General features: G+C 69.5%; 17 protein-coding genes. 9 read left to right on the top strand and 8 right to left on the bottom strand.

Features of this window, described 5'->3' with window-relative positions:
- Positions 1-47 precede the first annotated feature (47 nt).
- The gene (locus ACQY4O_RS12955) at positions 48-1,517 is read left to right on the top strand and encodes an amino acid permease (protein WP_428376776.1); all 1,470 of its coding nucleotides are present in this window, start codon (positions 48-50) and stop codon (positions 1,515-1,517) included.
- 24 nt (positions 1,518-1,541) lie between these two features.
- Here ACQY4O_RS12955 and ACQY4O_RS12950 read toward each other — a convergent pair whose 3' ends face one another.
- Positions 1,542-2,954: a hypothetical protein gene (locus ACQY4O_RS12950; protein WP_428376775.1), complete on the bottom strand. Its 1,413-nt coding sequence runs from the start codon at positions 2,952-2,954 to the stop codon at positions 1,542-1,544.
- 266 nt (positions 2,955-3,220) lie between these two features.
- Between ACQY4O_RS12950 and ACQY4O_RS12945 the strand changes: the two genes are divergently transcribed.
- Positions 3,221-4,084: a hypothetical protein gene (locus ACQY4O_RS12945; protein WP_428376774.1), complete on the top strand. Its 864-nt coding sequence runs from the start codon at positions 3,221-3,223 to the stop codon at positions 4,082-4,084.
- 187 nt (positions 4,085-4,271) lie between these two features.
- On the opposite strand, the gene ACQY4O_RS12940 is transcribed toward ACQY4O_RS12945, so the two are convergent.
- The 3 genes from ACQY4O_RS12940 to ACQY4O_RS12930 are packed head-to-tail and all read right to left on the bottom strand — an operon-like array spanning position 4,272 to position 8,781.
- The gene (locus ACQY4O_RS12940; protein WP_428376773.1) at positions 4,272-5,711 is read right to left on the bottom strand and encodes an MFS transporter; all 1,440 of its coding nucleotides are present in this window, start codon (positions 5,709-5,711) and stop codon (positions 4,272-4,274) included.
- A complete protein-coding gene (locus ACQY4O_RS12935; protein WP_428376772.1) occupies positions 5,711-7,096 on the bottom strand; it encodes an MATE family efflux transporter in 1,386 nt (461 codons plus the stop codon). Before ACQY4O_RS12935 ends, ACQY4O_RS12940 begins: the two co-directional genes overlap by 1 nt.
- A complete protein-coding gene (locus tag ACQY4O_RS12930) occupies positions 7,093-8,781 on the bottom strand; it encodes a Na+/H+ antiporter (protein WP_428376771.1) in 1,689 nt (562 codons plus the stop codon). The genes ACQY4O_RS12935 and ACQY4O_RS12930 overlap by 4 nt, the downstream gene beginning before the upstream one ends.
- A gap of 83 nt (positions 8,782-8,864) precedes the next feature.
- Between ACQY4O_RS12930 and cysS the strand changes: the two genes are divergently transcribed.
- Both cysS and ACQY4O_RS12920 read left to right on the top strand, forming a co-directional pair.
- Complete coding sequence (gene cysS, locus ACQY4O_RS12925; protein ID WP_428378191.1) at positions 8,865-10,238, top strand: cysteine--tRNA ligase; 1,374 nt, start codon at positions 8,865-8,867, stop codon at positions 10,236-10,238.
- The gene (locus ACQY4O_RS12920) at positions 10,235-11,023 is read left to right on the top strand and encodes an RNA methyltransferase (protein ID WP_428376770.1); all 789 of its coding nucleotides are present in this window, start codon (positions 10,235-10,237) and stop codon (positions 11,021-11,023) included. Before cysS ends, ACQY4O_RS12920 begins: the two co-directional genes overlap by 4 nt.
- A gap of 148 nt (positions 11,024-11,171) precedes the next feature.
- On the opposite strand, the gene ACQY4O_RS12915 is transcribed toward ACQY4O_RS12920, so the two are convergent.
- Positions 11,172-13,883 (bottom strand): AAA family ATPase, encoded by a 2,712-nt coding sequence (locus ACQY4O_RS12915; RefSeq protein ID WP_428376769.1) that lies wholly within the window; start codon positions 13,881-13,883, stop codon positions 11,172-11,174.
- Positions 13,880-15,085, bottom strand: a complete 1,206-nt coding sequence (locus tag ACQY4O_RS12910) for a metallophosphoesterase family protein (RefSeq protein ID WP_428376768.1) — start codon at positions 15,083-15,085, stop codon at positions 13,880-13,882. The genes ACQY4O_RS12915 and ACQY4O_RS12910 overlap by 4 nt, the downstream gene beginning before the upstream one ends.
- On the opposite strand from ACQY4O_RS12910, the gene ACQY4O_RS12905 reads away from it, so the two are divergent.
- Positions 15,067-15,582 carry a DUF2237 family protein gene (locus ACQY4O_RS12905; protein ID WP_428376767.1) on the top strand — a complete coding sequence of 172 codons (516 nt, stop codon included), beginning with the start codon at positions 15,067-15,069 and terminating at the stop codon, positions 15,580-15,582. The two genes, ACQY4O_RS12910 and ACQY4O_RS12905, sit on opposite strands and share 19 nt — an antisense overlap.
- 139 nt (positions 15,583-15,721) lie before the next feature.
- Here ACQY4O_RS12905 and ACQY4O_RS12900 read toward each other — a convergent pair whose 3' ends face one another.
- On the bottom strand, positions 15,722-16,906 hold the full coding sequence (locus ACQY4O_RS12900) for a PAS domain-containing protein (RefSeq protein WP_428376766.1): 1,185 nt from the start codon (positions 16,904-16,906) through the stop codon (positions 15,722-15,724).
- A 360-nt stretch (positions 16,907-17,266) separates the two neighbouring features.
- On the opposite strand from ACQY4O_RS12900, the gene ACQY4O_RS12895 reads away from it, so the two are divergent.
- The 4 genes from ACQY4O_RS12895 to ACQY4O_RS12880 all read left to right on the top strand — a co-directional run bounded on the left by ACQY4O_RS12895 (position 17,267) and on the right by ACQY4O_RS12880 (position 20,947).
- Positions 17,267-17,458, top strand: a complete 192-nt coding sequence (locus ACQY4O_RS12895; protein ID WP_428376765.1) for a hypothetical protein — start codon at positions 17,267-17,269, stop codon at positions 17,456-17,458.
- Positions 17,451-18,044: a hypothetical protein gene (locus ACQY4O_RS12890; protein ID WP_428376764.1), complete on the top strand. Its 594-nt coding sequence runs from the start codon at positions 17,451-17,453 to the stop codon at positions 18,042-18,044. The genes ACQY4O_RS12895 and ACQY4O_RS12890 overlap by 8 nt, the downstream gene beginning before the upstream one ends.
- A 54-nt stretch (positions 18,045-18,098) precedes the next feature.
- Positions 18,099-20,030: a cbb3-type cytochrome c oxidase subunit I gene (locus ACQY4O_RS12885; protein WP_428376763.1), complete on the top strand. Its 1,932-nt coding sequence runs from the start codon at positions 18,099-18,101 to the stop codon at positions 20,028-20,030.
- Between the two features lie 89 nt (positions 20,031-20,119).
- On the top strand, positions 20,120-20,947 hold the full coding sequence (locus ACQY4O_RS12880; protein WP_428376762.1) for a c-type cytochrome: 828 nt from the start codon (positions 20,120-20,122) through the stop codon (positions 20,945-20,947).
- Between the two features lie 11 nt (positions 20,948-20,958).
- On the opposite strand, the gene ACQY4O_RS12875 is transcribed toward ACQY4O_RS12880, so the two are convergent.
- Positions 20,959-22,032, bottom strand: coding sequence for a hypothetical protein (locus ACQY4O_RS12875; RefSeq protein ID WP_428376761.1), 1,074 nt, complete (start codon positions 22,030-22,032; stop codon positions 20,959-20,961).
- Positions 22,033-22,056 lie beyond the last annotated feature (24 nt).

The following is a 22,056-nucleotide window of genomic DNA, read 5'->3' as shown; positions in this document are numbered from 1 at the left end:
GCACGTCCCATGCACGGCGCCTGGGACTGCCTCGGAAAGATCCTGTCATGGATAAATCTGTAGCCTTGGGCACCGATCCGGAGGAAGTGGCGGCACAGGACGACGGCTACCACAAGGGCCTCGGCAACCGGCAGGTCCAGATGATCGCCGTCGGGGGCGCCATCGGCACCGGCCTGTTCCTCGGCGCCGGGTCGCGGCTGCAGATGGCCGGCCCGTCGCTGGCGATCGTCTATCTGGTCTGCGGCGGCTTCTCGTTCCTGATCCTGCGCGCCCTCGGCGAGCTGGTCATGCACCGGCCGACCTGCGGCAGTTTCGTGTCGTATGCGCGCGAGTTCCTCGGCGAGCGGGCGTCGTTCGTGGCCGGCTGGATGTCGTTCCTGAACTGGGCGATGACCGGCATCGTCGATATCACCGCGGTGGCGCTCTACATGCACTATTGGGGAACGTTCGCCGACGTCCCGCAATGGGTGTTCGCGCTCGGCGCACTGTTCATCGTCACCAGCATGAACATGATCGGGGTCAAGTATTTCGGCGAAATGGAATTCTGGTTCTCGCTGATCAAGGTGGTGGCCCTCTCGCTGTTCCTGGTCGTGGGCGCGGTCATCCTCGGCGTGCGTGTCCCGGTCGGCGGCCATGCCACCGGCCTGCACCTGATCAGCGATCATGGCGGCTTCTTCCCGCACGGCATCCTGCCGGCGCTGGTGCTGGTGCAGGGCGTGGTGTTCGCCTATTCCGGCATCGAGCTGGTCGGCACCGCGGCCGGCGAGTGCAAGGACTACGAGAGCGTGCTGCCGCGCGCGATCAACAGCGTGATCTGGCGCATCGCGCTGTTCTATGTCGGCGCCGTGGTGCTGCTGACGCTGCTGCTGCCCTGGACCGCCTATCATGCCGGGGTCAGCCCGTTCGTCACCTTCTTCCAGACGCTCGGCGTGCCCGGCGTCGGCACCATCATGAACATCGTGGTGCTGACGGCGGCGTTGTCGAGCCTGAATTCCGGCCTGTACTCCACCGGCCGCGTGCTGCGTGCCCTGGCCCTGGGCGATTCCGCGCCGCGCTTCCTCGGCTACATGAACCGGCACTCGGTGCCCGCGGGCGGCATCCTGATGACGGTGTCGATCTACCTGATCGGCGTCGGGCTGAACTATGTCGTGCCCTCACAGGTGTTCGAGATCGTGCTCAACATCTCCGCACTCGGCATCATCAGCACCTGGGGCTTCATCCTGGTGTGCCAGATCATGTTCCGGCGCGCGGTGCATCGTGGCGAGGTGAAGCCACCCGCGTTTCGGATGCCGGGGGCGCCGTTCACCGCCTGGCTGTCGCTCGGCTTCCTCGCCGCCGTGCTGGTGCTGATGGCATTCGACTATCCGGACGGAACCATCACGGTCGCGACCATCCCGCTGATCGCGGCGTTGCTGGCGCTGGGCTGGTGGAGCCTGCGCCGGACGCCGCCGATCCTGATGCCGTTGACCATTCCGTCGGTGGCCCTCACCCGGAGCATCCTCGAGAAGCGCGACTGATCCGTCCACCGGCAGGTCGCTGCGTCAGCCGCCGCAGACGCCGTCGTAGATCATCGTGAGGGGTATCCTGTTGTATGTCTTCATGTAGGAAACGTTCGGATTGTTGTGGTTGAAGCGTAGGTACAGCGCCCACGTGTCGTACCAGCAGAAATGGCTGCCATTCGAGGCGTAGATGGCGCCGACGCCGTTGATCGTGGCGATGAAGTTCGAGTTCGGGATATCGGCGCAGGGCACCGGCAGGCCCGCGGGCGAGACAGCGGCATTGATCGAGCCGTTGCTCTCGACCGCGTTCCACACCCCGGTGGCGACCCCGTCCCAGGTATAGAGCGCAAAGCCGCTGAAGCCGTAGCGACAGGCACCGGCGATCTGCGCGACCAGTACGGACCGTGCCAGGGCCGTGGTCGGATAAAGCAGTTTCAAGGCGCCGTACTCGCCAATGTAGAGTGGCTTGGCGTAGGCGACCGCACTGGAAAGCTGTGCGCTCGCAAAATCGGTATCGATGCTGTAGCTGCTGCCGGAGGGATAGGTGTGCAGGTCGAGGAAGTCGGCGTTCGACTGCAGGATCGCCAACGGGGCAAGAGGATAGCCAGCATTGGCATTATCCTTGGCCAGGCCGTTGAACGCCGGTCGTCCTGAAGCGCTTGGCGTGTAGATGCTCAGTCCGACCAGCATCTGACTGTCGTAGATCTTGATCGCTCGCGCAATGACATCCAGGAAGCCCTTGGTCTCGTCGTCGGCCAAGGCCTGCCTGGTGGTCGACATCGCAAGCGAATAGGATCTGCCGTTGAAAGCATACGCGCCGGTACTGGCCGAAAATGGCGCCGAGGCGGCGGCGGCGGCGGAGACGCTGAGCGTCGCCTCGTTCCTGATATCGAGCCCGATGATGGCGGAGTAGGCCGCTTCATGCGGCTTGATCGCGGCCAGGAGGTTGACCCAGAAGCTTGCCCTTGCGGAGACGCTGGATGGGTTCATGACGTCGGCATTGCCGCTGCCGACCCGCGGGTCATTGACAACCAGCGCGCGATAGTTCAGCGGCAGGTCCGACATCGTCAGCACGACGTAGAGCCCGTGTTGCCGCGCCGTGGCCAGCAGCGTCACGAGATTTCCCAGGAAGCCGGCCGAGAAACCAGCGCCGGTGACGCCCTTGCTCGTCATCAGGTCGGTACAGTCCAGCGTGATCCTGACAAAGTTGTAGCCGGAGTTGTGCATGTTGGTGAAGGCGAGGGCGACGGCCGGAAGCGAGAAGACACCAGGCTGGAGGGTCTGATGCGCGTCCTGCACGATCGTGGCAAAGTCATTGCCGCGCAGGATGATCCTGACACCGGTCGCACGGCTGATGAATGCGCCCTGTCCAAGGACGTTGCCGGCGCCAAGGTCGTTGGCGTGCGCGGCAAGCCGACCAGAAGACGTGAGCAACACGAAGGCTGCGATCGCCATGAAGAGGGCCGCAGCCCGGCGAGCCGCGGATAGAGCCGGAACGACGGCGATGTTCTGCATTCGTTCAGGTTAGACGGGAAGGATTAAAGGCTCCCTAAACAGACCACGCGGAACTATTAAGACCCGCACTTGATGATTAACGGTCGGATGGGAATTACTTAACGGACACCGGTTGTGCGGGATTTGCGGTTCGTCCGCGCTGGCAGGGCTTGGAACTTCCCGGCACCCGGCGCATGGTCGCCGTCCGATAGGCTAGGGGACGTACGATGACGCTGCAGGCCGGGTCCGAGGCGCACAAGACGCTGTTCTGCCAGGATTTCATCGACACCCACCAGACCTTCGACCCGGAGACGCTGCCGTGGCCGGAGCTGACCGACGTGGAGCTGGCGCGGCTGCGCGGGGTGCCGTTCTGGCAGGAGGTGTATCATACCGAGCGGCGGGCCGGCGCCATCGTCGATGCCTTCACGCCGCAGGTCACCGACCCGATCGTGCGCGAGGCGGTGCGCATCCAGGGCGTCGAGGAGGCGCGGCACGCCAGGCTGATCAAGGTGATGATCGACCGCTACGGCATCGATGCACACGCGCAGGAGATGGAGCAGTTTCCCGCCGACCTGGAAACTGCCTTCATCGATTTCGGCTTCGGCGAGTGCCTCGACGCCTTCCTCGGCTTCGGCGCCTTCAAGACCGCGCGCGAGTCGTCGTTCCTGCCGGAGGGCATGTTCGAGATCTTCGACACGCTGATGTACGAGGAGACGCGGCACATCGTGTTCTTCATCAACTACATGGCGTGGCGCGAGAAGCGGCGCGGCCTCGGCGGCCCGCGCCGGGCGCTGAAATCGGCGCGCTTCTATGCCCGTGCCGGCAAGCGCCTGTTCGGCATGGTGCAGCGCGGCCAGGAGCCGAATGACGGGCGCGATTTCGCCGTCACCCAGGCCAACATGTTCCTCGACGGCTTCTCGTTCCAGCGCTTCGTCGCGGACTGCGTCAACGAGAACTCGCGCCGCATGGGCGCCTTCGACCCGCAGCTCATGCAGCCGAAACTGCTGCCGAGCATGGCGTCGCTAGCCCTGCAGGGGCTGCGCGTGTGGGAGTTGACGCGCCCGCACCTGCGCCGGCGAGAGGCTGCTTGAAAACGCCTGCTGCTGGCGATCCGACGCGCCTTTCCTGCGCTCCGCTGCTCACGGCCAGGAGGCCGCTGCGCTGCGGTGCTCGGAAAGCCACGCCGGCCGCGGCCCTCCAATGCTTAGGAGTGGGGGCCGCTCTCATCCAGCATCAGGCGTTTTCAAACAGCCTCTAATCAAGCAGCCTCTAATTTGATTAGGTGGGACGGCTTCTGACGGCGCCGCCGATCCCGCCGCCGGCATCGGCCGGCAGGCGTGCGTAGCCTGCCAGCGACGTCAGCATCAGCAGTCCAGCGGCCGCGAAGGCCCAGTGGAAGTCGGCGGTGGTGAACGCGCCACCCGGCTCGTGGCGAAACCAGGCGGCGCCGCGCAGGCACAGCGCCCCGAAGGCGATGCCCATGCCGATCATCATCTGGGTGATGGCGCTTTGCAGCGTCGAGGCCGGACCCTTCTGGCTGTCGCTCACATCGGCAAACGCCAGCGTGTTGATGGTGGTGAACTGCATCGAGCGCCCGATCCCGTAGGCGAACAGCAGCCCCAGCATGATCGGCAGCTTGGTATCTGCCGTCAGCGCGCCGAGCGCCATGATGGCGAATGCCGCGAACGCCCCGTTGACCAGCAGCGTGGTGCGGAAGCCGAACCGCCGCAGCACCGGGGTCGTGAACAGCTTCATGCCGAGATTGCCGGTCGCCGTCGCCAGTAGCAGCAGCCCGGAGCGGAACGGCGACAAACCAAAGCCGATCTGGAACAGCAGCGGCGACAGGTACGGCACGGCCTCCAGTGCTGCGCGCGTCATCGAGCCCCAGCGTATCGTCGCCGAGAAGGTCGGCACCGCCAGCGCGTCGAGCGCCAGCAGCGGATGCGGCACCCGCCGCATGTGCCGCACGGTGAGCGCGCCGAGGCCGAGGCCGGCCAGGACCAGCAGCAGCGCCGGCCCGAGAGACTGGTCGCGATGGCTGGCCGCCTCGGTGCCGTACAGCAGCAGGCTGAGTGCCGCACCGCTGAGCAGGAAGCCCGGCAGGTCGAGCGGGCGACGGCCCTCGGCGCGCTGTTGCGGTACGAACGCGATCGCGGCGGCGAGTGCTGCGATCCCGAACGGCACGTTGAGGAAGAACACCCAGTGCCAGGAGGCGTAGGTGGTGATGAAGCCGCCGACCGAGGGACCGACCACCGGCGCCACCACGCCGGGCCAGGTGATGGTCGAGATCGCCTGCATCATGCGCGCGCGCGGAGTATTGCGAACCACGATCATGCGGCCCACCGGCACCATCATCGCACCGCCGATGCCCTGGATGACACGCGCCGCGGTGAACCAGTACAGCCCGGGCGCCGAGCCGCACAGCACCGAGGCGAGCGTGAACACCACGACCGCGGCGCCGAACACGGTGCGCGAGCCGAGGCGGTCGGCGATCCAGCCGCTGACCGGAATGAACACCGCGAGCGTCAGCATGTAGGCGGTGAGACCGAGGCTGAGCTCGTTCGGGCCGACCCGGAAATCACGCGCCATGCTCGGCAGCGCGGTCGCGATGATCGTGGTGTCGAGATATTCCATGAAGAACGTCGCCGCCACGATGAACGGCAACAGGCGCAGGTTGAGCGGGATCGGGTTGTCCCGCCGGGCTGCCGGGGCATCCATCAGGCGGTACGCTCCACCCCCGGCGCACCGGCCCGGGTGCGGCGCATGAAACGCAGGCTGGCGATCACGGCGACGCACGCGAGCGCGCAGCCCAGGCCGCCCCAGAGTCCCGGCACGCCAAGCCCGTAGCGGAAGGCTGCGAGCCTGCAGAGCGGATAGCCGATCAGCCAGTAGCAGGCCGACGCGATCAGCATCGGCACCGCGGTGTCGCCCAGGCCGCGCAAGGCGCCGAGGGCCACCGCCTGCACCCCGTCGGCGATCTGGAACACCGCGACGATACCAAGCAGCGTGACGGCGATGCGCAGCGCCTGGGCATTGGCCGGGCGGCCTGGATCCAGATAGGCGCGGGCGATCACGTGCGGCAGGGTCAGCAGCAGCAGGCTGAACACTCCCATGACCAGGACGGCGAGCCCGATCGCGGTCAGGCCGCTGCGTCGTGCCTCGTGCGGCCGGCCGGCACCGGTCCAGTAGCCAACGCGCACGTTCGCCGCCTGCGACAGCGCCAGCGGCACCATGAAGGTCGTGGAGGCCACGTTCTGCGCAATCTGGTGCGCCGCCAGCGCCGCCGGCCCGAGCAGGCCGGCCATCAGTCCGGCCACCAGGAACAGCAGCACCTCGGCGGCGATGGTGAGCGATACCGGGGCACCCAGGCGGAGCAGCAGGCGGCACTCGGCGAGAAGCGGCCGGAACGGCTGCAGCGATGCGCGCAGGTGCCGACGCAGCAGCAGCAGCAGGACCAGCAGGGCGCTCGCCGCGTAGAGCGTCAGCGTGGTGGCCAGCGCCGAGCCGATGAAGCCCAGCCGGGGCAGCAGGCGGACGCCCTGCCATGAGAACCCGTGGATCAGGCCGTAATTCAGCAGGCCGTTCACGACCGCCATCGCCGGCATCGTACGGAGCAGCAGCCCGGCGGCGCCGAGGGCCGGCAGCACCGCGCGCAGCAGCCCCAGCCCGGCCAGCGCGCCCGGCGCGCCCCAGCGCAGCACGCCGAGATAGGCGCCGACGTCGTGCGCCATCGCCGGCGGCTCGCCGAGGCGGTGCATCAGCCAGCCGACCTGGCCCAGCAGCAGCACCGATGGCAGGCTCATCAGCAGCGCCAGCAGCAGCCCCGAGGCGACGATGCTTCCGGCGCCGCCGCTCCCCGAACCCGATGCCTGCGCGAGGCGCACGCTGGCCGCCATCTGCACCCCCTGCAGCACCACCATGCAGGTGAAGAACAGACCGGCACCCAGTCCGCCGGCGGCCAGCGCGCCCGCGCCGAGACCGCCCAGCAGGATGCTGTCGGTCAACGCCATCGCCATTTGCGAGAGCTGCGAGATGGCGATCGGCAGCGCCAGGCGCAGCAGCGCCCCCGCATGCGCCGCGATCGTCGGTGGCGGCGCGGTCACGCCCGGGCGACCAGGCGCGCCTCGTCGAGCAGCATGGCTTCCTCATGGTCGAGCTCGCGCTGGATCTCGTGCAGCGCCTCGTTGTTGATCGCCTGGCTGTGCCAGAGCCCCTGCAGGGCGTCCCGCCGGCTGCGCAGCGCGCGCAGCCGCAGCGCCGACGACCGGCGATGGCGACGCAGCACGCTGTCGCGGTCCAGACCGCCATCGCGCTCCGGTGCCTGCTCCAGCCGGGCCAGCCGTTCGTGCTGCTCGCCCAGGATCGCGTCCGCGATGCCGGCCGCCTCCTCGTCGTCGGCCGGCGCGCGATCGCGATACTGCTCGACGGCTGCGATCGCCGCCTGCGCCAGGGTCACGCGCGCGTCCTCGATCTCGCGCGGCAGCGGATCGGCCGCCGGGGCACGCGCATGGCGAAGTAGCAGCGGCAGCAGCAGGGCGGCCAGCAGCAGCGAGCAGATGATCACGCCGGCGGCTTCCGTCACCAGCAGGTCGCGATAGGGGAATCCGGGTGCCGCGCCGACGTCGATCGGAGAGCCGGGCGTCCCGCCCGAGGGAACCGGCAGCGACAGTACCGCCGCCAGGGTGATCGCGCCGCGAACCCCGGCCACCGCCAGGGCGACGCTGAGCCGGAACTGCGGGACGGGGGCAACTTCGCCGCGCAGGTGCTGCCGCGCGAGCCGCACCACGAGCATCGACCGTATCCAGAGCAGGCGCAGCAGGGTCAGCGCCACGGTGATCAGCACGATGGTCGCCGGCAGCCGCCAGAGCGGCAGCGCAAGCTGGCGGCTGAGTGCCACCGCATGCTCGACGATGCCCGGAAGCTGCACGCCGAGCAGCAGGAAGATGATGCCGTTGAACACGAAGCCGATCATCGGCCACACCTCGCCATGGCTCATGCGCAGCCGGCTGTTCAGGCTCGCCGTGCCGAAGCGGTTCACCATCAGCCCGGCGGCGACGGCGGCGAGGATGCCGGAGGCATGCAGGCGCTCGGCGGCGAGGTAGGCCGCGAACGGCAGCAGCACGATGAGCGTGACATGGGCCGGCGGGTCGTCGAGGTTGCGGCGCATCAGCCAGGCGGTGCCGCGCAGCGCGATCCAGGCGAGCGCCGCGCCCGCCGCGATGCCGCCGGCCGACATCGCCAGAAAGGCGAGCCCGGCCCGGGGCGCCGAGAAGCCGCCTGCCATCGCGGCGGCGACGGCGAACCGAAAGCAGACCAGTCCGGTCGCGTCGTTCAGCAGTGCCTCGCCGGACAGGATGTGCATCATGCGGCGTGGCGCGCCGCCGCCTTCGAGCAACGAACCGACCGCCACCGCATCGGTCGGCGACAGCACCGCCGCGAGCGCGAAGCCGGCCGCCAGCGGCACCCCGGGCTGCAGCCAGTGGATGAACCAGCCGCAGGCCAGCGTGCTGAACAGCACCAGTCCGATGGCCAAAGCGAGCACGATGCCCTTGAGCCGGCGCAGCTCGCGCAGCGGGATCACGTAGGCATCCGCGAACAGCAGCGGCGGGATGAACAGCAGCATGAACACGTCTGGTTCAAGCTGAAGTCCGTGACCAGAGAGCGCGATCAGCACGCCGAAGGCGATCTGCAGCAGCGGCAGCGGCAGCTTCATGCCCGAGGCACGGGAGAGCAGGCTGCTCAGCGTGGTGGCCAGCAGCAGCAGCAGGGTCGTGATCGCAACGTGCATCCGGCCAGGATACAAGGGAACCGCCACATGGCCAGTTGCGCACCCCTGTTGCACGGAGGTTCGCCGTGACGCAGAAAGCGCGCATGCCACAGCTCGTGCCTCCCCGCCTTGTGCTGCATGACAGCCTGACCCGCGGCGAGGTGCCGTTCGTACCGCTCGATCCCGCGCATGTCCGGATCTATTACTGCGGCCCGACGGTGTATGACCTGGCGCATGTCGGCAACCTGCGCGCCATGGTCGCCGCCGACATCCTGGTGCGGCTGCTGCGCCGGCTGTATCCGCGGGTGACCTATGTCCGCAACATCACCGACGTGGACGACAAGATCAACGCTCGCGCCCGGGAATGCGGCATCCCGATCGAGGCGCTGACGGTGCGGACCACGGCGGATTTCCACGCCGACCTCGCCGCCATCGGCAACCTGCCGCCCGATCATGAGCCGCGCGCAACCGAGCATGTCCGCCAGATGGTCGCGCTGATCGAGCGCCTGATCGTCTCGGGGCACGCCTACGAGGCCGACGGCCACGTCCTGTTCTCGGTGGCGAGCTTTGCCGACTACGGGCGCCTGTCGGGCCGCGATCCGGAGGAACTGCTCGCCGGAGCCAGGGTCGAGGTCGCGCCGTACAAGCGCGAGGCCGGCGACTTCGTGCTCTGGAAGCCCTCGACGCCGGAGTTGCCGGGCTGGGACAGCCCGTGGGGCCGCGGGCGACCCGGCTGGCACATCGAGTGCTCGGCGATGGCGCACGAGTATCTCGGCGGCAGCTTCGACATCCATGGCGGGGGCACCGACCTGCTGTTTCCGCACCACGAGAACGAGCGCGCGCAGAGCCTGTGCGGCTATCCGGGCGGCCAGTTCGCCAGGATCTGGCTGCACAACGCCATGCTGCTGGTCGATGGCGAGAAGATGTCCAAGAGCCTGGGCAATTTCTACACCGTCCGCGAGATCCTGGCCGAGGCACCCGCCGAGGCGCTGCGCCTGCTGCTGCTCGGCACGCACTACCGCTCGGTGCTGAATTTCACGCGTTCGGGGCTGGTCGAGGCGCGGCGGACGCTGGATCGCTTCTATCGTGCCCTGGAGCGCCATGACGGAGCGGTGGCGGCTCCGGACGCGGTGCCGGAGGCGTTCCTCGACGCGCTGTGCGACGATCTCAACACGCCGCTGGCGATTGCGCTGCTGCACCGGCTGGCTGACGCGGCGCTGGCCGGCGATGCCGGGGCGGCGGCCGGGCTGCGCGCCGCGGGGGGCCTGATCGGCCTGCTCGGTGCGGCGCCGCAGGCCTGGTTCCGGCAGGGCGGCAGCCAGGACGCCGACGCGGCGATCGAGGCGCTGATCGCCGAGCGCATCGCCGCCCGCACGGGCCGCGACTTCGCGCGCGCGGACGCGATACGCGGCGAGCTGGCCGGCCAGGGCATCGTGCTGGAGGACAATGCCTCCGGCACCACCTGGCGCCGCGCGTGACCGGTCGCGACGGCGGTGCCGAGCTTGGCCCCATCGGCAACAGTCCGGTGGTGGTGCTGGTGCGGCCGCAGCTTGCCGAGAATATCGGCGCGGTGGCGCGCGCGATGGCCAATGGCGGGCTGTTCCACCTGCGGCTGGTGGCGCCGCGCGACGGCTGGCCGCAGGAGCGCGCCTGGCGCTCGGCCTCCGGCGCCGACCGCCTGCTCGATGCGGCCTCGGTGCATGCCAGCGTCGACGAGGCGGTGGCCGACCTGCACCATGTGTTCGCGACCTGCCCGCGGCCGCGCCACATCGTCAAATCGGTGCTGACCGCGCGCGGCGGGGCGGCCGAGTTGCGGGCGATCACCGCGCGCGGCCTCGCCTGCGGCATCCTGTTCGGACCCGAGCGCGCCGGCCTCGACAATGACGACATGGCGCGCGCCGACGCGCTGATCCGCTACCCGCTCAATCCCGGCTTCATGTCGCTCAACCTGGCGCAGGCGGTGATGATCATGGCGTACGAGTGGTGGATGGCCGACGAGGGGACGCCACAGCGCACGTTGATGACCAACGAGAGCCGGATCGCCAACAAGGCCGAGCTGGAGAACTTCATCCGCCACCTGAGCGCGGAACTCGACGCATGCGGCTTCCTGCGCAACGAGCAGAAGCGTCCCGGCATGGTACGCAACCTGCGCCACCTGTTCGAGCGCGGCGAGGTCACGCAGCAGGAACTGCGCACCCTGCACGGCGTGGTCACCGAGCTTTCCCTTGGGCGCAAGCTACGCGGGCGCGACGAGACCATCTGAGAATGCTACTACGGCGGTCATCCGAGGCGGATGTCTGCGCTTCCGTTGCTCACGGCCGGGAGGCCGCTCCGCTCCGGTTCTCGACAGGCCGCCCCGGGCGGCGCTTATCGCGCCTCTGACTCGCCGTAGCGCATTCTCAGACGGTCTCTCAGGGGTGGGACGGCGCCAGCTCGCTTGCCACCAGCTCGACGCGATGGCCGCCCAGCCGGGTGAACAGCTCGCCACGGCAGGTCAGCACCAGGATCTGCATGCGCGACGCCGCCTGGGTCAGCAGGTCGAACATCCGCTCCATGCGGTCGCGGTCCGAATAGGCCAGGGCGTCGTCGAGGATCACCATCGCCGGTCTGCCGCGATCGAGCAGCATGTCGGCGAACGCCAGGCGCGACAGCACCGCGATCTGCTCCTGGGTGCCGTCTGACAGCCGGTCGAACTCGTCGGCGGCACTGCCGCCCCGGTGCAGTCCGGTGACGCGGAAGTTCTCGTCGCAGGTGAGGCTCACGCCCGGGAACAGGCCGCGCAGGTACGGCGTGATGCGTGCCGCCACCGGTGCCATGTAGCGCTCCTTGGCCTCGCGCTCGCTGGCGAGCAGGGTGTCGCGCAGCAGCGTCAGCATCTCCGCCTCGGACCGTAGCGCCTCGTACTCGCGCCGCAGGTCGTCGCAACGGGTGGCGGCGGCGGCGATCTGCTCGTCGATGCCTGCACCCTCCTGCTGCTGGATGCGGCTCTGCACCACCGCGATGTCCTGCTGCAGGCGCCGCACCCGGTCGCGCTGCTGCACGATCGCCTCCTCGTAGCGCCGGATGCGCGCATCCACGCCGTCCAGCGTGTCGGCCGGCCGCTCCCGCCCGGCCCGCGCCGCGTCGTCGCGCTGCGCCTGCAGGCTCTGCAAGGCCGCGCCGAGCCGCAGTTCGAGTGCCGCGTCGGTTTCCTGCGCGGCCGCCTCGCCGGTTTCGCGCTGCAGCCGCGCGACATCGCCGCGCGCGGTCGCCAGCGCGGCCCCGAGTCCGGCCGCAGCCTCGAAGCACTGCGTGCGCAGCGCCTGCGGTGCGACGAACGCCGCGCGCGCACCAAGCGTGGCGCTTGCGGCCTGTGCCTCCGCTGCGATGGCGTCCCGCAGCCGGGCCTCGGCCTCGCTCGCGGACGGCACGGCCGGCAACGCAAGGTCGTCGAGTTCGGCGGCGAAGCGGCTGCGCGAGGCCTGCAGATGGTTGCGCAGCGCCTCGATCCCGGCCGGCAGCCCGTGCGTGCGGTCGGCCGGCGTGTGCAGGCTCAGCTCCGCACGCGCCTGCGCCAGGCGCTGCTCGCAGGCCTGCCGACGCTGCAGCCGTCGCTCGGCATCCTCCGGATCGCTTGCGCCGATGGCGGCAAGCGCCTGCCGCAAGGCCTCCAGGGCATGGGAGATCCCCGACTGCAGGCTGTGACGGTCGCGGATCGCCGGTGTGATACGCAGGCGGCCGATGCCGGGCACCACGATCTCGGTCGGCTCCGTCAGGCGCCGCGACGAGCTGCCAGGCGGTGGCGGCGTGCCGTCGATCAGCACGGCAGGGGCGCCCGCCTCGAGATCGAGCTCGACCAGTGTCGCCTGCGCATCGAGCACCGCACGCGCCCGCTGCTCCTCGCGCACCGCCGCGTGCACCGCCTGCACCGACGCCGCATCGACCCGCATCGCCGCCGCCTCGCCGACAAGCGCGTTGACCGTCGCCTGCGCCCGCTCCGCCAGTCGCAGCCGCTCTTCGAGCACCGTCATAGCCGAGGCGCGCTGCGCCAGCTCCGCCACGGCGCGCGCGACCCGCAGCCGCCCGGCCGCCTCGGCTTCGTTGCGTGCCGCGAGGTCGAGCAACCCCGCTGCCGCCGCCAGTCCGGCATCGGCCTCCGCCAGCCGCTCCTGCGCCTCGGCGGCCTCGGCCTCGGACCCCGCCGCGACCGCCACCGCCAGCGCCTGCTGGCGTGCCCGGTCCTGCCGGCGCCCGGCCTCGGCGCGTGCCGCCTCGTGGCGCCCCTCGGCCAGTTGCAGACCGGCCGCCGCCTGCCGCAGCAGGTCGTCATGGCGCAGCACCTCGTCGCGCCTGAGCCGCGCCTGCGCCAGGTCCGCCTCCAGGCGCGCCGCCTCGTCGGCATTGCTGGCGGCGGCGAGGTCGCGCAGGTGCTGCTGCAGCGCCTCGAGATCCTCGTCCAGCCGGCGGCGGCGCTCGCCGAGCGCGCGGTGGTTGTCCTCGGCCTCGGTCAGCAGCCCGGCCACCTCCTTGTAGCGCAGGCGCGGCCTGTCGTTGCCGTCGAGCAGCCGGCCGAGCTCTGCCCGCACATCCGAGAGCAGCGCCTGGCCGCGCGCGCCGCCGGTGAGCGCGCCGAGTTCGCTCTCCAGGCAGGCATGGATCGTGGTGCGCGCCAGCTCATGCAGGACCGGCTGCTCGACGGAGGCGCGCTGCGCCACCCAGAGCGCGCCCCACATGCCGGCATCCTCCGCGCGTGCGCCCTGCTTGCCGGGCGGCCGGAAGCCGAGCAGCGCCTGCAGCGCCTCCTCGGCCGCATCGCCCTCGTGCCGGGTGCCATCCGGCAACGTCAGGCGGGCATACGGCTCGCGATGCAGGAAGCGCTTCTCGATGCGGTGCAGGCCGCCGGCCAACTCGAAGCCGAGCGCCACCACCGGCGAGGTGCGATCGCGCCAGTGCTGCATCCGGCGCACCGCCTGCGCATGCGAGCTGTGCCGCTCGAACAGCACGCCACGGATCGCATCCAGCAGGGTGGACTTGCCGAACTCGTTCGGCGCCGACAGCACGTTCATGCCGTCGGCGAGGCCGGCGAGGCGCACCGGCCGGTCGAATTTTCGAAAGTCGGAGAGTTCGAGCGAACGCAGCCTCATGCCCCGGCGCCCGGTGCGCCGGTCCCGGTATTCGGGTCGGCGCGACGCATATGCAGCACGTAGAGACGCTGCAGCGCCGCCGCCGCGAGCCCGCGCTGCGGGTTCGCCAGGTCCGCGGCCTGGCGCGCGAGCCGGTCGGCGGCGACGCGCACGAAGCCGGCATGGTCGATCGCCTCCAGGTCGGCGGGCGACGGCTCCGGCCGCAACCCCGCATCATCGAGCCGCAGGGCCCGCAGCGCGCTGGCCGCATCGCCGCGTATGCGCCGCTCGTAGGCCTCGCGCGCCGACAGCGACAACGCACCCTCGACGCGCAGGCTGACCAGCAGCGTGCTGAGGTCGGGCTGCAGGCCGCGCAGCCTGGTGTCGAGCAGGTCGATGTCGGCGATCGCGTTCAGCGTCGCGGTCTCCTGCCGCCAGTGGAAGCGGCCGACCCGGTGGCGGGTGACCTCCGGCAACGCGCGCGGCCCGTCCACCTGCACCAGCAGCGCCTCGCCACCCCCACCACCCCCACTGAAGCCCGGGCTGGCGCCCCCGGTATCGAAGGCGTCGGTCTCCGGCGTGCCGGAATACCAGCTCCGGCTGCCGATGCCCTGGGCACCGTGCCAGTCGCCCAGCGCCAGATAGGCAAGACCGGCGCGATCGGCGCGGTCGAAGGCGATCAGGTTGTGGGTGGTGCTGTCGTCGTTGCCGAAGCGGCGCAGCGAGCCGTGCGCGAGGCCGAGCCGGATGGCGCCCTCGGGTGTTGCGATGGCGTCGAGGCACGCGGTCGGATCGCCGAGCGCATGCCGGCGGGTGAGCACGGCCGGCACGATCCAGGCCGCTCCGGCAGCGGAGGCGTCGCCGATGGCGAGCGCCTCGGGTGCGAGGTGCAGCCGTACATTGGCGGGCAGGCTGCCGCGGCGCAGCCGGTCCCACAGGCCGTTCGGCGTATGCGGATCGTGGTTGCCCGGGATCAGGTGCCACTCCAGCGCGGGGAACTGCCGCATGCGCTCGATCGGCTGCCGCAGCGTGTGGTCGGACGGGTCGGCCACGTCATAGACATCGCCCGCCACCAGCACCGCCGCCGCCGCGTGCTCCTGCGCGAGCCGGCCCAGCCGGCCGATGACCTCCAGCCGCTCGTCGTGCAGCACCGCGCGCGTCGCATCGTCCGCGAACCCGAACGCGCGGCCGATCTGCCAGTCCGATGTGTGCAGGACCCGCATCCAATCTCCTCCCGACGCCAGGTGCCCGAGTCGCAACCGGGACCGCCGCGCTACGTCATGATCGTATCATCAGGGAGAGCCACATGCCGTTGGACAGCAGCGGAGGCGACCGGCCCGATTCGCGCCCGGGGTCGCGCAACGTTCTCGGCGGAACGCTGGAGTCGTGCTCGATGGACCCGCTCACCGGCTTTTATCGCGATGGATGCTGCGCCACCTCTGCCGCCGACCTCGGCAGCCATACGGTCTGCGCCGTGATGACGGCGGAATTCCTCGCCTTCAGCCGGTCGCGCGGCAACGACCTCGGCACGCCGATGCCGGCCTTCGGCTTTCCGGGCCTCAAGCCGGGCGATCGCTGGTGCCTGTGTGCGCCGCGCTGGCAGGAGGCGTTCCTGGCCGGCGTGGCGCCGCAGGTGGTGCTGGCCGCCACCGAGATGCACGCGCTTGGCAATTGTGACCTGGACGATCTCAAGCGCCACGCCGTCACGACCCGGACATGACCATGCGGTGCCGCAATCCCGGCCGCGGCGATCCGGCCTAGAGCATGATCCGATCGATCATGCTCCGCTTGTCGTTTCATAGAGCAGCTTTATCCGTCACTTGGGATCGCAAAGCGATTCCAATTGATCGGATGCTGCTCTAGCCGCTGGAGCGCAGTAGTCCGCGCGGCTGGCGCCGGTCGGACCGGCAGTGCGGGAAGATCAGCCGGACCCGGGTGCCGGTGCCCGGATGGCTGTCGATCAGCAGCCGGCCGCCGACCTTGTCGACGAAGTCCAGCGCCAGGAACAGCCCGAGTCCGGTGCCCTTCGCGGTGTCCTTGGTGGTGAAGAACAACTCGGTCGCGCGCTCGGCGACCTCCGGCAGCATGCCCTCGCCATCGTCGTCGACCGACAGCTCGACGGCGTCGCGACCGCCGAAGAGCAGCGTCGACTCCGTGGCCGCCAGCCGGCGCGTGCAGATGCCGATGCGGCCACCGTCGGGCAGCGCATCGACGGCGTTGCGGACCAGGTTGAGCAGCACGAGTTCGAGCTGTTCCGGGTCCAGACGCACCGGCAGGGCGTCGGGCAGGATCTCCAGGTGCAGCTGCACCGAGGGCACGACGATCTGCGCCAGCGTGTCGCCGACGTCGCGCAGCACCCGGTTGAGGTCCACCACGCGATCATCGCCGGCCTGCCGGCGGGACAGCGACAGCAACTCGGACGCCAGCCGCCCGGCGCGCTGCGCCCCCCAGCCGGCGCGCTCCAGGTGGCGGCGCTGGATCGCGTCCGACACACGCGCGGTGGCCTGCTCGACGCTGCCCAGGATCACCGTCATCAGGTTGTTGAATTCGTGCGCCACCCCGGATGCCAGCGCGCCGATGCTCTCGATGCGCTGCGACTGGCGATGCACCACCTCGCGATGCTCGCTGACGTCGATCTGGCTGGCGAAGAAATAATCGAGGCTGCCGTCGGCGGCGAAGATCGGACTGATATAGAGCGCGTTCCAGAACCCGGTGCCGTCGCGGCGATAGTTGTAGATCTCCTCGGCGATCGGGCGCTGTTCCTGCACCGCCAGGCGAACCCGCTCGACACTCTCCCGGTCGGTGTCCGGGCCCTGCAGGAACCGGCAGTTGCGTCCGAGCACCGCCTCGGTCGGATAGCCGGTCAGTTCGGCGAACGCCGCATTGACCTCCACGATCGGGCAATCCGGAAGCTTGGGATCGGACAGCACCATCGGTGTGCGGGTCTTGCGGAAGGCCGCCTCGAAGACATGCTGCTGGGTCGGACGCCGGCCACGTTCGAAGGGGTCCTTGTCGCCCGACATCCGATGCTGCGTGTCGTCCATGACCGGTGTTCACGTCCGGATGCCGCTCGGGTTCGTCGGGTCCACCGGAGTTTTGCAGACAGTATCCTGCCTCCGAAATTCGCTCGCGAATTTTGGAGATAAGCAGGCCACTATCTTGTTGATAAGCCTAGTGTCCACTGAGAACCAGAAGTCCTGCGAACTTCTGGTTCGGGACACTAGGGACACGAACGCGGCATCGGCCGCCGCGCCGGCGCCCCGCGACGGCACCGCCCCCGGCTCCATCGCCTGAGTAGTTTCCGACCCTGGCATCCGGACGCCTGGCGCGCGAATGATTCTGGCGTCGTGTCCGGACCGGGAACTCGGGGCTGGAATGCGGATCGAGACCCCGGGGAAGACCACATGCAGGCGGTCCGCGCAGACGAGGCGGAGCACGAAGCGGCCGACAGCGTGAGCGAGGCCGAGCTGGCAGCCGCCCTGCGGCGCGTGCCCGGCGGCGCGCTGCTGCTCTGCGGCCTCGGGGTGTCGACCCTGCTGCTGGCCTGGCTTGCGGTCTATGTCTTCCTGTTCGTGGCGCGAGGCGCGGTTGCCTGAGACCGTCCCCGGGCAGGATGCGGCCGCGCCGGCGGGGCGGGAGCTGCAAGACGCATTCCTGCACGCGGACCAAGCGGAGCGACGCTGGAACCTGCTGGTGCTGGGCGTCGTCGGCTTCATCATCCTGTTCGTGAGTGCCACGAGCTTCCGCTTCGCGCTGAGCCCGCCATCGAACGTCGAGACGATCGTGCCGGCGAGCCTGCATGTGCGGGGCGAGTTCGTCGAGGAGAACCTCGGCACAGTGCTCAACAGCGACGGCTCCGCCACCGTGCGGTTCGTCGCCGAGCAGTTCGCCTTCGTGCCGTCCTGCCTGATGGTGCCGGCGGGCCGGACGGTGACCTTCCGGACCACGACGCCGGACGTCATCCACGGCATGCTGATCCAGGGCTCGAACGCCAATACCATGATCGTCCCGGGCTATGTCTCGCAGATCGCCACCCGCTTCGACACGCCCGGCACCTATGCGATGCCCTGCCACGAGTTCTGCGGCGTCGGCCACCATGCCATGTGGGGCAGCGTGCATGTGGTGCGGCTGTCCGACTGGCCGCGCGCCGGCCATGCGCCTGTCGCCTGTGCGCCGCATTGACCGCTTCGGTCGGCGACGCGGATCGGCCAGGCCGGGCGACATGAGGACCAGGCCTTGAATATCGGCGCGAAATGGCTGCTCGGCCTGATCCTCGCCGTCATCGCCCTGCTGGCGCTGTTCGTGTCGGCCGACAGCGGCGAGGCCGCGGTGCGGACCGCGTCCCTGGTGGTCGCGGTTGCCATGGTGCTCGGCGTGTTCGGCGTGCTGAACTGGGCGTTCGACGATCAGCAGCTTGCCCTGGCGGCCGCCCGGCAGCGCACGACCTCCGGAGCGGCGCCGTCCGCTGCCGCGCGGTCGCTGGCGCTGCCGTCGGCGGCGACGGTGCAGGGCCGGCTCGCACGCCCCGACGCGCGCCTCGTGCTGGCCTATTTCTGGGCCTCGTTCCTGTTCTTCGCGGCCGGCATCCCGCTCGGCTTCTGGCAGATGTGGACGCGTTCCCCGGTGCCGGCGCCGTTCGCCAACGCTGCCAACTACTATCTCTCGCTGACCGCGCATGGCGTGATCGAGGGCTACGTGTTGACCACCCTGTTCGCGATGGGCTTCGGCTATGCGGTGATCGCCACCGCGCTGGAACGCGACATCCCGTTGCGCCCGCTGGCCTGGACCGCGTTCGGCTTGGTGCTCGGCGGCGCCGCGATGACCGCCCTCACCATCCTCGGCGGCCATGCCTCGGTGCTGTACACGTTCTATCCTCCGCTGGTGGCGCCTGCGACCTTCTATCTCGGGCTGGTGCTGGTGTTCGTCGGCTCCTGGCTCTGGGTCGGCCAGATGGTCTGGAGCATGGCCGACTGGAAGCGGGCGCATGCGCGCGCACCGGTGCCGCTGGCGATGTTCGCGATGACCGGGGCCGCGATCATCTGGGCCTGGACCTCGGTGGGTGCCACCATCGAGGTGCTGTTCCAGTTGCTGCCGCTCTCGCTGGGTCTCACCGACAGCATCGATATCGGCCTGGCCCGCACCCTGTTCTCCTGGACGCTGCACGGCATCGTCTATTTCTGGCTGGCGCCGGCCTACGTCGCCTTTTACACCCTGCTGCCGCGCGCGGCGGGAGGGCGGCTGTACAGCGACACCATGGGCCGCTGGTCGTTCATCTTCCTGATGGTGTTCGGCCTGCCGGTCGGCCTGCACCACCTGCTGATGGACCCGGAGCACGCCAGCGCCTTCAAATACATCCAGACCATCTTCACCGCCGCGGTCACCATTCCCACGCTGCTCACGATCTTCACGATCATCGCGTCGCTGGAGATCGGCGGACGGGTGCGGGCGGCGCGGTCCGGCCGCAGCGGCGGATCGCTGGGCTGGGTGCGCGCGCTGCCCTGGGATCGCCCGATGCTGCTCGCCGGCGTGCTCTCGCTGCTGATGCTCGGGCTGGGCGGCCTCGGCGGCGTCATCAACATGAGCTACGCGCTCAACACCCTGGTGCACAACACGGCCTTCATCCCGGCGCATTTCCACCTGATCTTCGCCGGCACCACGGTGATCATGTATTTCGCCATCGCCTACGAGTTCTGGCCGGTGCTCACCGGCCGCGTGCTGGCGACACCGAAGCTCGCCTGCCGGCAGCTCTGGCTGTGGTTCATCGGCATGTTCACCCTGACGCTGCCCTGGCACGTGACCGGGCTGGTGGGCGTTCCGCGCCGCATGGCGCTGTTCGACTATAACGAGCCGATGCTCGCGGCACTCGCGCCGCTGCTCTATCTGTCCCTGCTCGGCGGCCTGCTGCTGGTGGTCTCCACCGGCCTGTTCCTCTGGGTGCTGGTGCGCTCCTCGTTCGGCTATGGCGCCGCCTATGCCGGCGGCGTTCGCTACGCCCAGGCGCTGGAGCCGGTGCACGAACTGCCGCGCCTGCTGAACGGCTACTCGGTCTGGAACCGTGTCGTGGCGTGCCTGATGCTGCTTGCCTACGGCTATCCGCTGGCGGAGGTCGCGTTGCGCGCCGGCAGCAGCGTCTATGTCGCGACCCTGTCCGGCAATGGCGGCGGCTAGAGCATGCTCTGCTTGTCGTTCGATAAGGCAGCTTTATCCGACACCTGGCATCGCGAAGCGGTCCCGGTTGATCGGATGCTGCTCCAGGCATGAAACTCGGCCAGGAGGGAGAGGCGAGGCGACCGGACACGGTGTTCATGCGCATCGCGCTGCTCGCCGTGTTCGCCGTGGTGGTGGGTGTCGTCATCCTGCCGATGGCGTCGCAGCCGCAGGGCAGCCTGTGGTCGCGGGTCTGCGGCGCGCTCGGGCTGGGTCATGCTGCATCCACTCCGCCCGCGCCGTTCACCACCGTCTCGCAACTCGGCAGCGTGGTGGCCTGGACCCGCGCGACGGACAGCCTGGTGCGAAGCGGCGACGGCGGTCGCGGGCAGCAGCTTGCCGCGGCAAGCTGCGCCGCCTGCCACGGCGCCGCCGGCCGCGCCGCGATGGATAACGTGCCGTACCTGGATGGCTTCAGCCGCAGGACGATCTACAAGCAGCTGGTGGATTACCGCAGCGGCCGCCGGGTGGCGCCGGTGATGAACGGCGTCGCGCAGCGCCTGACCGACGCGCAGATCGCCGATATCGCGGCGTACTACGCGCGCGAGCCGCGGCAGGCCGTACTGACCCGCGCCACTGCCGACACCGATGCCGGCCGCCTCGATCCGGTCGTGAAGCTGGTGTACCAGGGCGATCCGCGGCGCGACATCGCGCCCTGCGCGTCCTGCCATGGCCCGGACGGCTTCGTCGCCGGCGCGCCGGTGCTGTTCGGCCAGTCCGAGGCCTATCTCGCGGCGCAGTTGCAGGCGTTTCGCGCGGGCACGCGGCACAACGACAACCTGGCGCAGATGCGCACGCCGGCGCTGCGGCTCGACACCCACGAGATCCTCGGGCTCGCCGCCTATCTGAGCCCGTCCGCCAGCGCCTCGTCGCCGTGAAACCGACCGGCTCAGGTTCGGACGGCGGTGAGCTGCATCGTGTAGTACATGACGATCATGACCGACAGGGTGACCAGGTACAGGCTGCAGATCGCCAGCGTGTTGGCCGCGGGGCCACCATGACGCAGCCGCAGGGCATCGTGCATCGGTGACGACCCGCGCAGGAAGATCGCCAGCAGGATCGCGATGATCGGCACATGCCCGACGCTGTCGAGGCGGCCGAACTCCGGGATGGCGCTGACGAACACCGCCATAAAGGCGAGTGCGCCGATCCGCAGCAGGCCGCGCCCGGTCACGAGATAGAAGGCGAGGCTGAACTCCACGAAGCCGGCGATCACGATCACGCTCGCGACCGGCAGCCCGGCGGTAATATCCGGATGCTCCAGCAGGATCTGGGCGGTCCATTGCGGATAGAGGAATTTCTCCACCGCGGTCCACATCAGGCTGAAGCCGAGAGTGGCGCCAAGCACCGGGAGTCGTACTGCCCTGAGCCGGCTGGAGGCCGCGGTGAGTGCCAGATAGACGATGAAGCCGATGAAATAGACATAGTCCGTCATGTGGAATATGCCGTAGCGCGCCACTCCGTAACCGAACAGGAGTGCCACCAGCGCCGCAGCGGCCGGGCACGTCCGACGCCACAGCACCAGCACGGCGACCGCGATCTGCAAGCCGCCGACGAGGCGGTCGTGATCGAGAAGTTCCGGCGTCAGGATCGCGCCCGCGTGCCCCCAGGGGACAACCGCCGTGCGGTTCCACAGGAACACGCAATACATCGCGATCCCGCCGCGCACGAGCAGGTCCTCGGCCCATTGCAGCCTGGTGCCCGCCGAGAGCGAGCGTGGCCACAGTCGCGCGATCCAGCAATCGACATAGACGCCCGCCGCCACGAGAATCAGGAAGCCCAAGCAGATCTGCAGGAAGAACGGCGACACGACATCGCGCAGACCCAGCGGCGGGCTGCTGACATCGACATTGGTGCAGAACCATTTCACGTGCGCGAAGGCTTGCGCGGAATACAGTCCGGGCGCCGGCACGGCTCCCAATAATATAGCGGCCCGGCGGCCGCGTTTCAGGGCTCTCGTCACCGCAATATCCTGCCTGAACACAGG

Source organism: Lichenicoccus sp. (genome assembly GCF_965277665.1).
GTDB lineage: Bacteria > Pseudomonadota > Alphaproteobacteria > Acetobacterales > Acetobacteraceae > Lichenicoccus.
The sequence above is the reverse complement of the archived record's forward strand: the minus strand, read 5'-3'. Positions and strand labels throughout refer to the sequence as shown.

Excerpts from the sequence above, each read along its gene's own strand:
- ACQY4O_RS12895 (WP_428376765.1), top strand. The coding sequence starts at position 17,267 with ATGCAGGCGGTCCGCGCAGACGAGGCGGAGCACGAAGCGGCCGACAGC.
- ACQY4O_RS12910 (WP_428376768.1), bottom strand. The coding sequence starts at position 15,085 with ATGCGGGTCCTGCACACATCGGACTGGCAGATCGGCCGCGCGTTCGGG.
- ACQY4O_RS12930 (WP_428376771.1), bottom strand. The coding sequence starts at position 8,781 with ATGCACGTTGCGATCACGACCCTGCTGCTGCTGCTGGCCACCACGCTG.
- ACQY4O_RS12945 (WP_428376774.1), top strand. The coding sequence starts at position 3,221 with ATGACGCTGCAGGCCGGGTCCGAGGCGCACAAGACGCTGTTCTGCCAG.
- ACQY4O_RS12905 (WP_428376767.1), top strand. The coding sequence starts at position 15,067 with ATGTGTGCAGGACCCGCATCCAATCTCCTCCCGACGCCAGGTGCCCGA.
- ACQY4O_RS12955 (WP_428376776.1), top strand. The coding sequence starts at position 48 with ATGGATAAATCTGTAGCCTTGGGCACCGATCCGGAGGAAGTGGCGGCA.
- ACQY4O_RS12915 (WP_428376769.1), bottom strand. The coding sequence starts at position 13,883 with ATGAGGCTGCGTTCGCTCGAACTCTCCGACTTTCGAAAATTCGACCGG.
- ACQY4O_RS12880 (WP_428376762.1), top strand. The coding sequence starts at position 20,120 with ATGAAACTCGGCCAGGAGGGAGAGGCGAGGCGACCGGACACGGTGTTC.
- ACQY4O_RS12940 (WP_428376773.1), bottom strand. The coding sequence starts at position 5,711 with ATGGATGCCCCGGCAGCCCGGCGGGACAACCCGATCCCGCTCAACCTG.
- ACQY4O_RS12950 (WP_428376775.1), bottom strand. The coding sequence starts at position 2,954 with ATGGCGATCGCAGCCTTCGTGTTGCTCACGTCTTCTGGTCGGCTTGCC.
- cysS (WP_428378191.1), top strand. The coding sequence starts at position 8,865 with ATGCCACAGCTCGTGCCTCCCCGCCTTGTGCTGCATGACAGCCTGACC.
- ACQY4O_RS12900 (WP_428376766.1), bottom strand. The coding sequence starts at position 16,906 with ATGGACGACACGCAGCATCGGATGTCGGGCGACAAGGACCCCTTCGAA.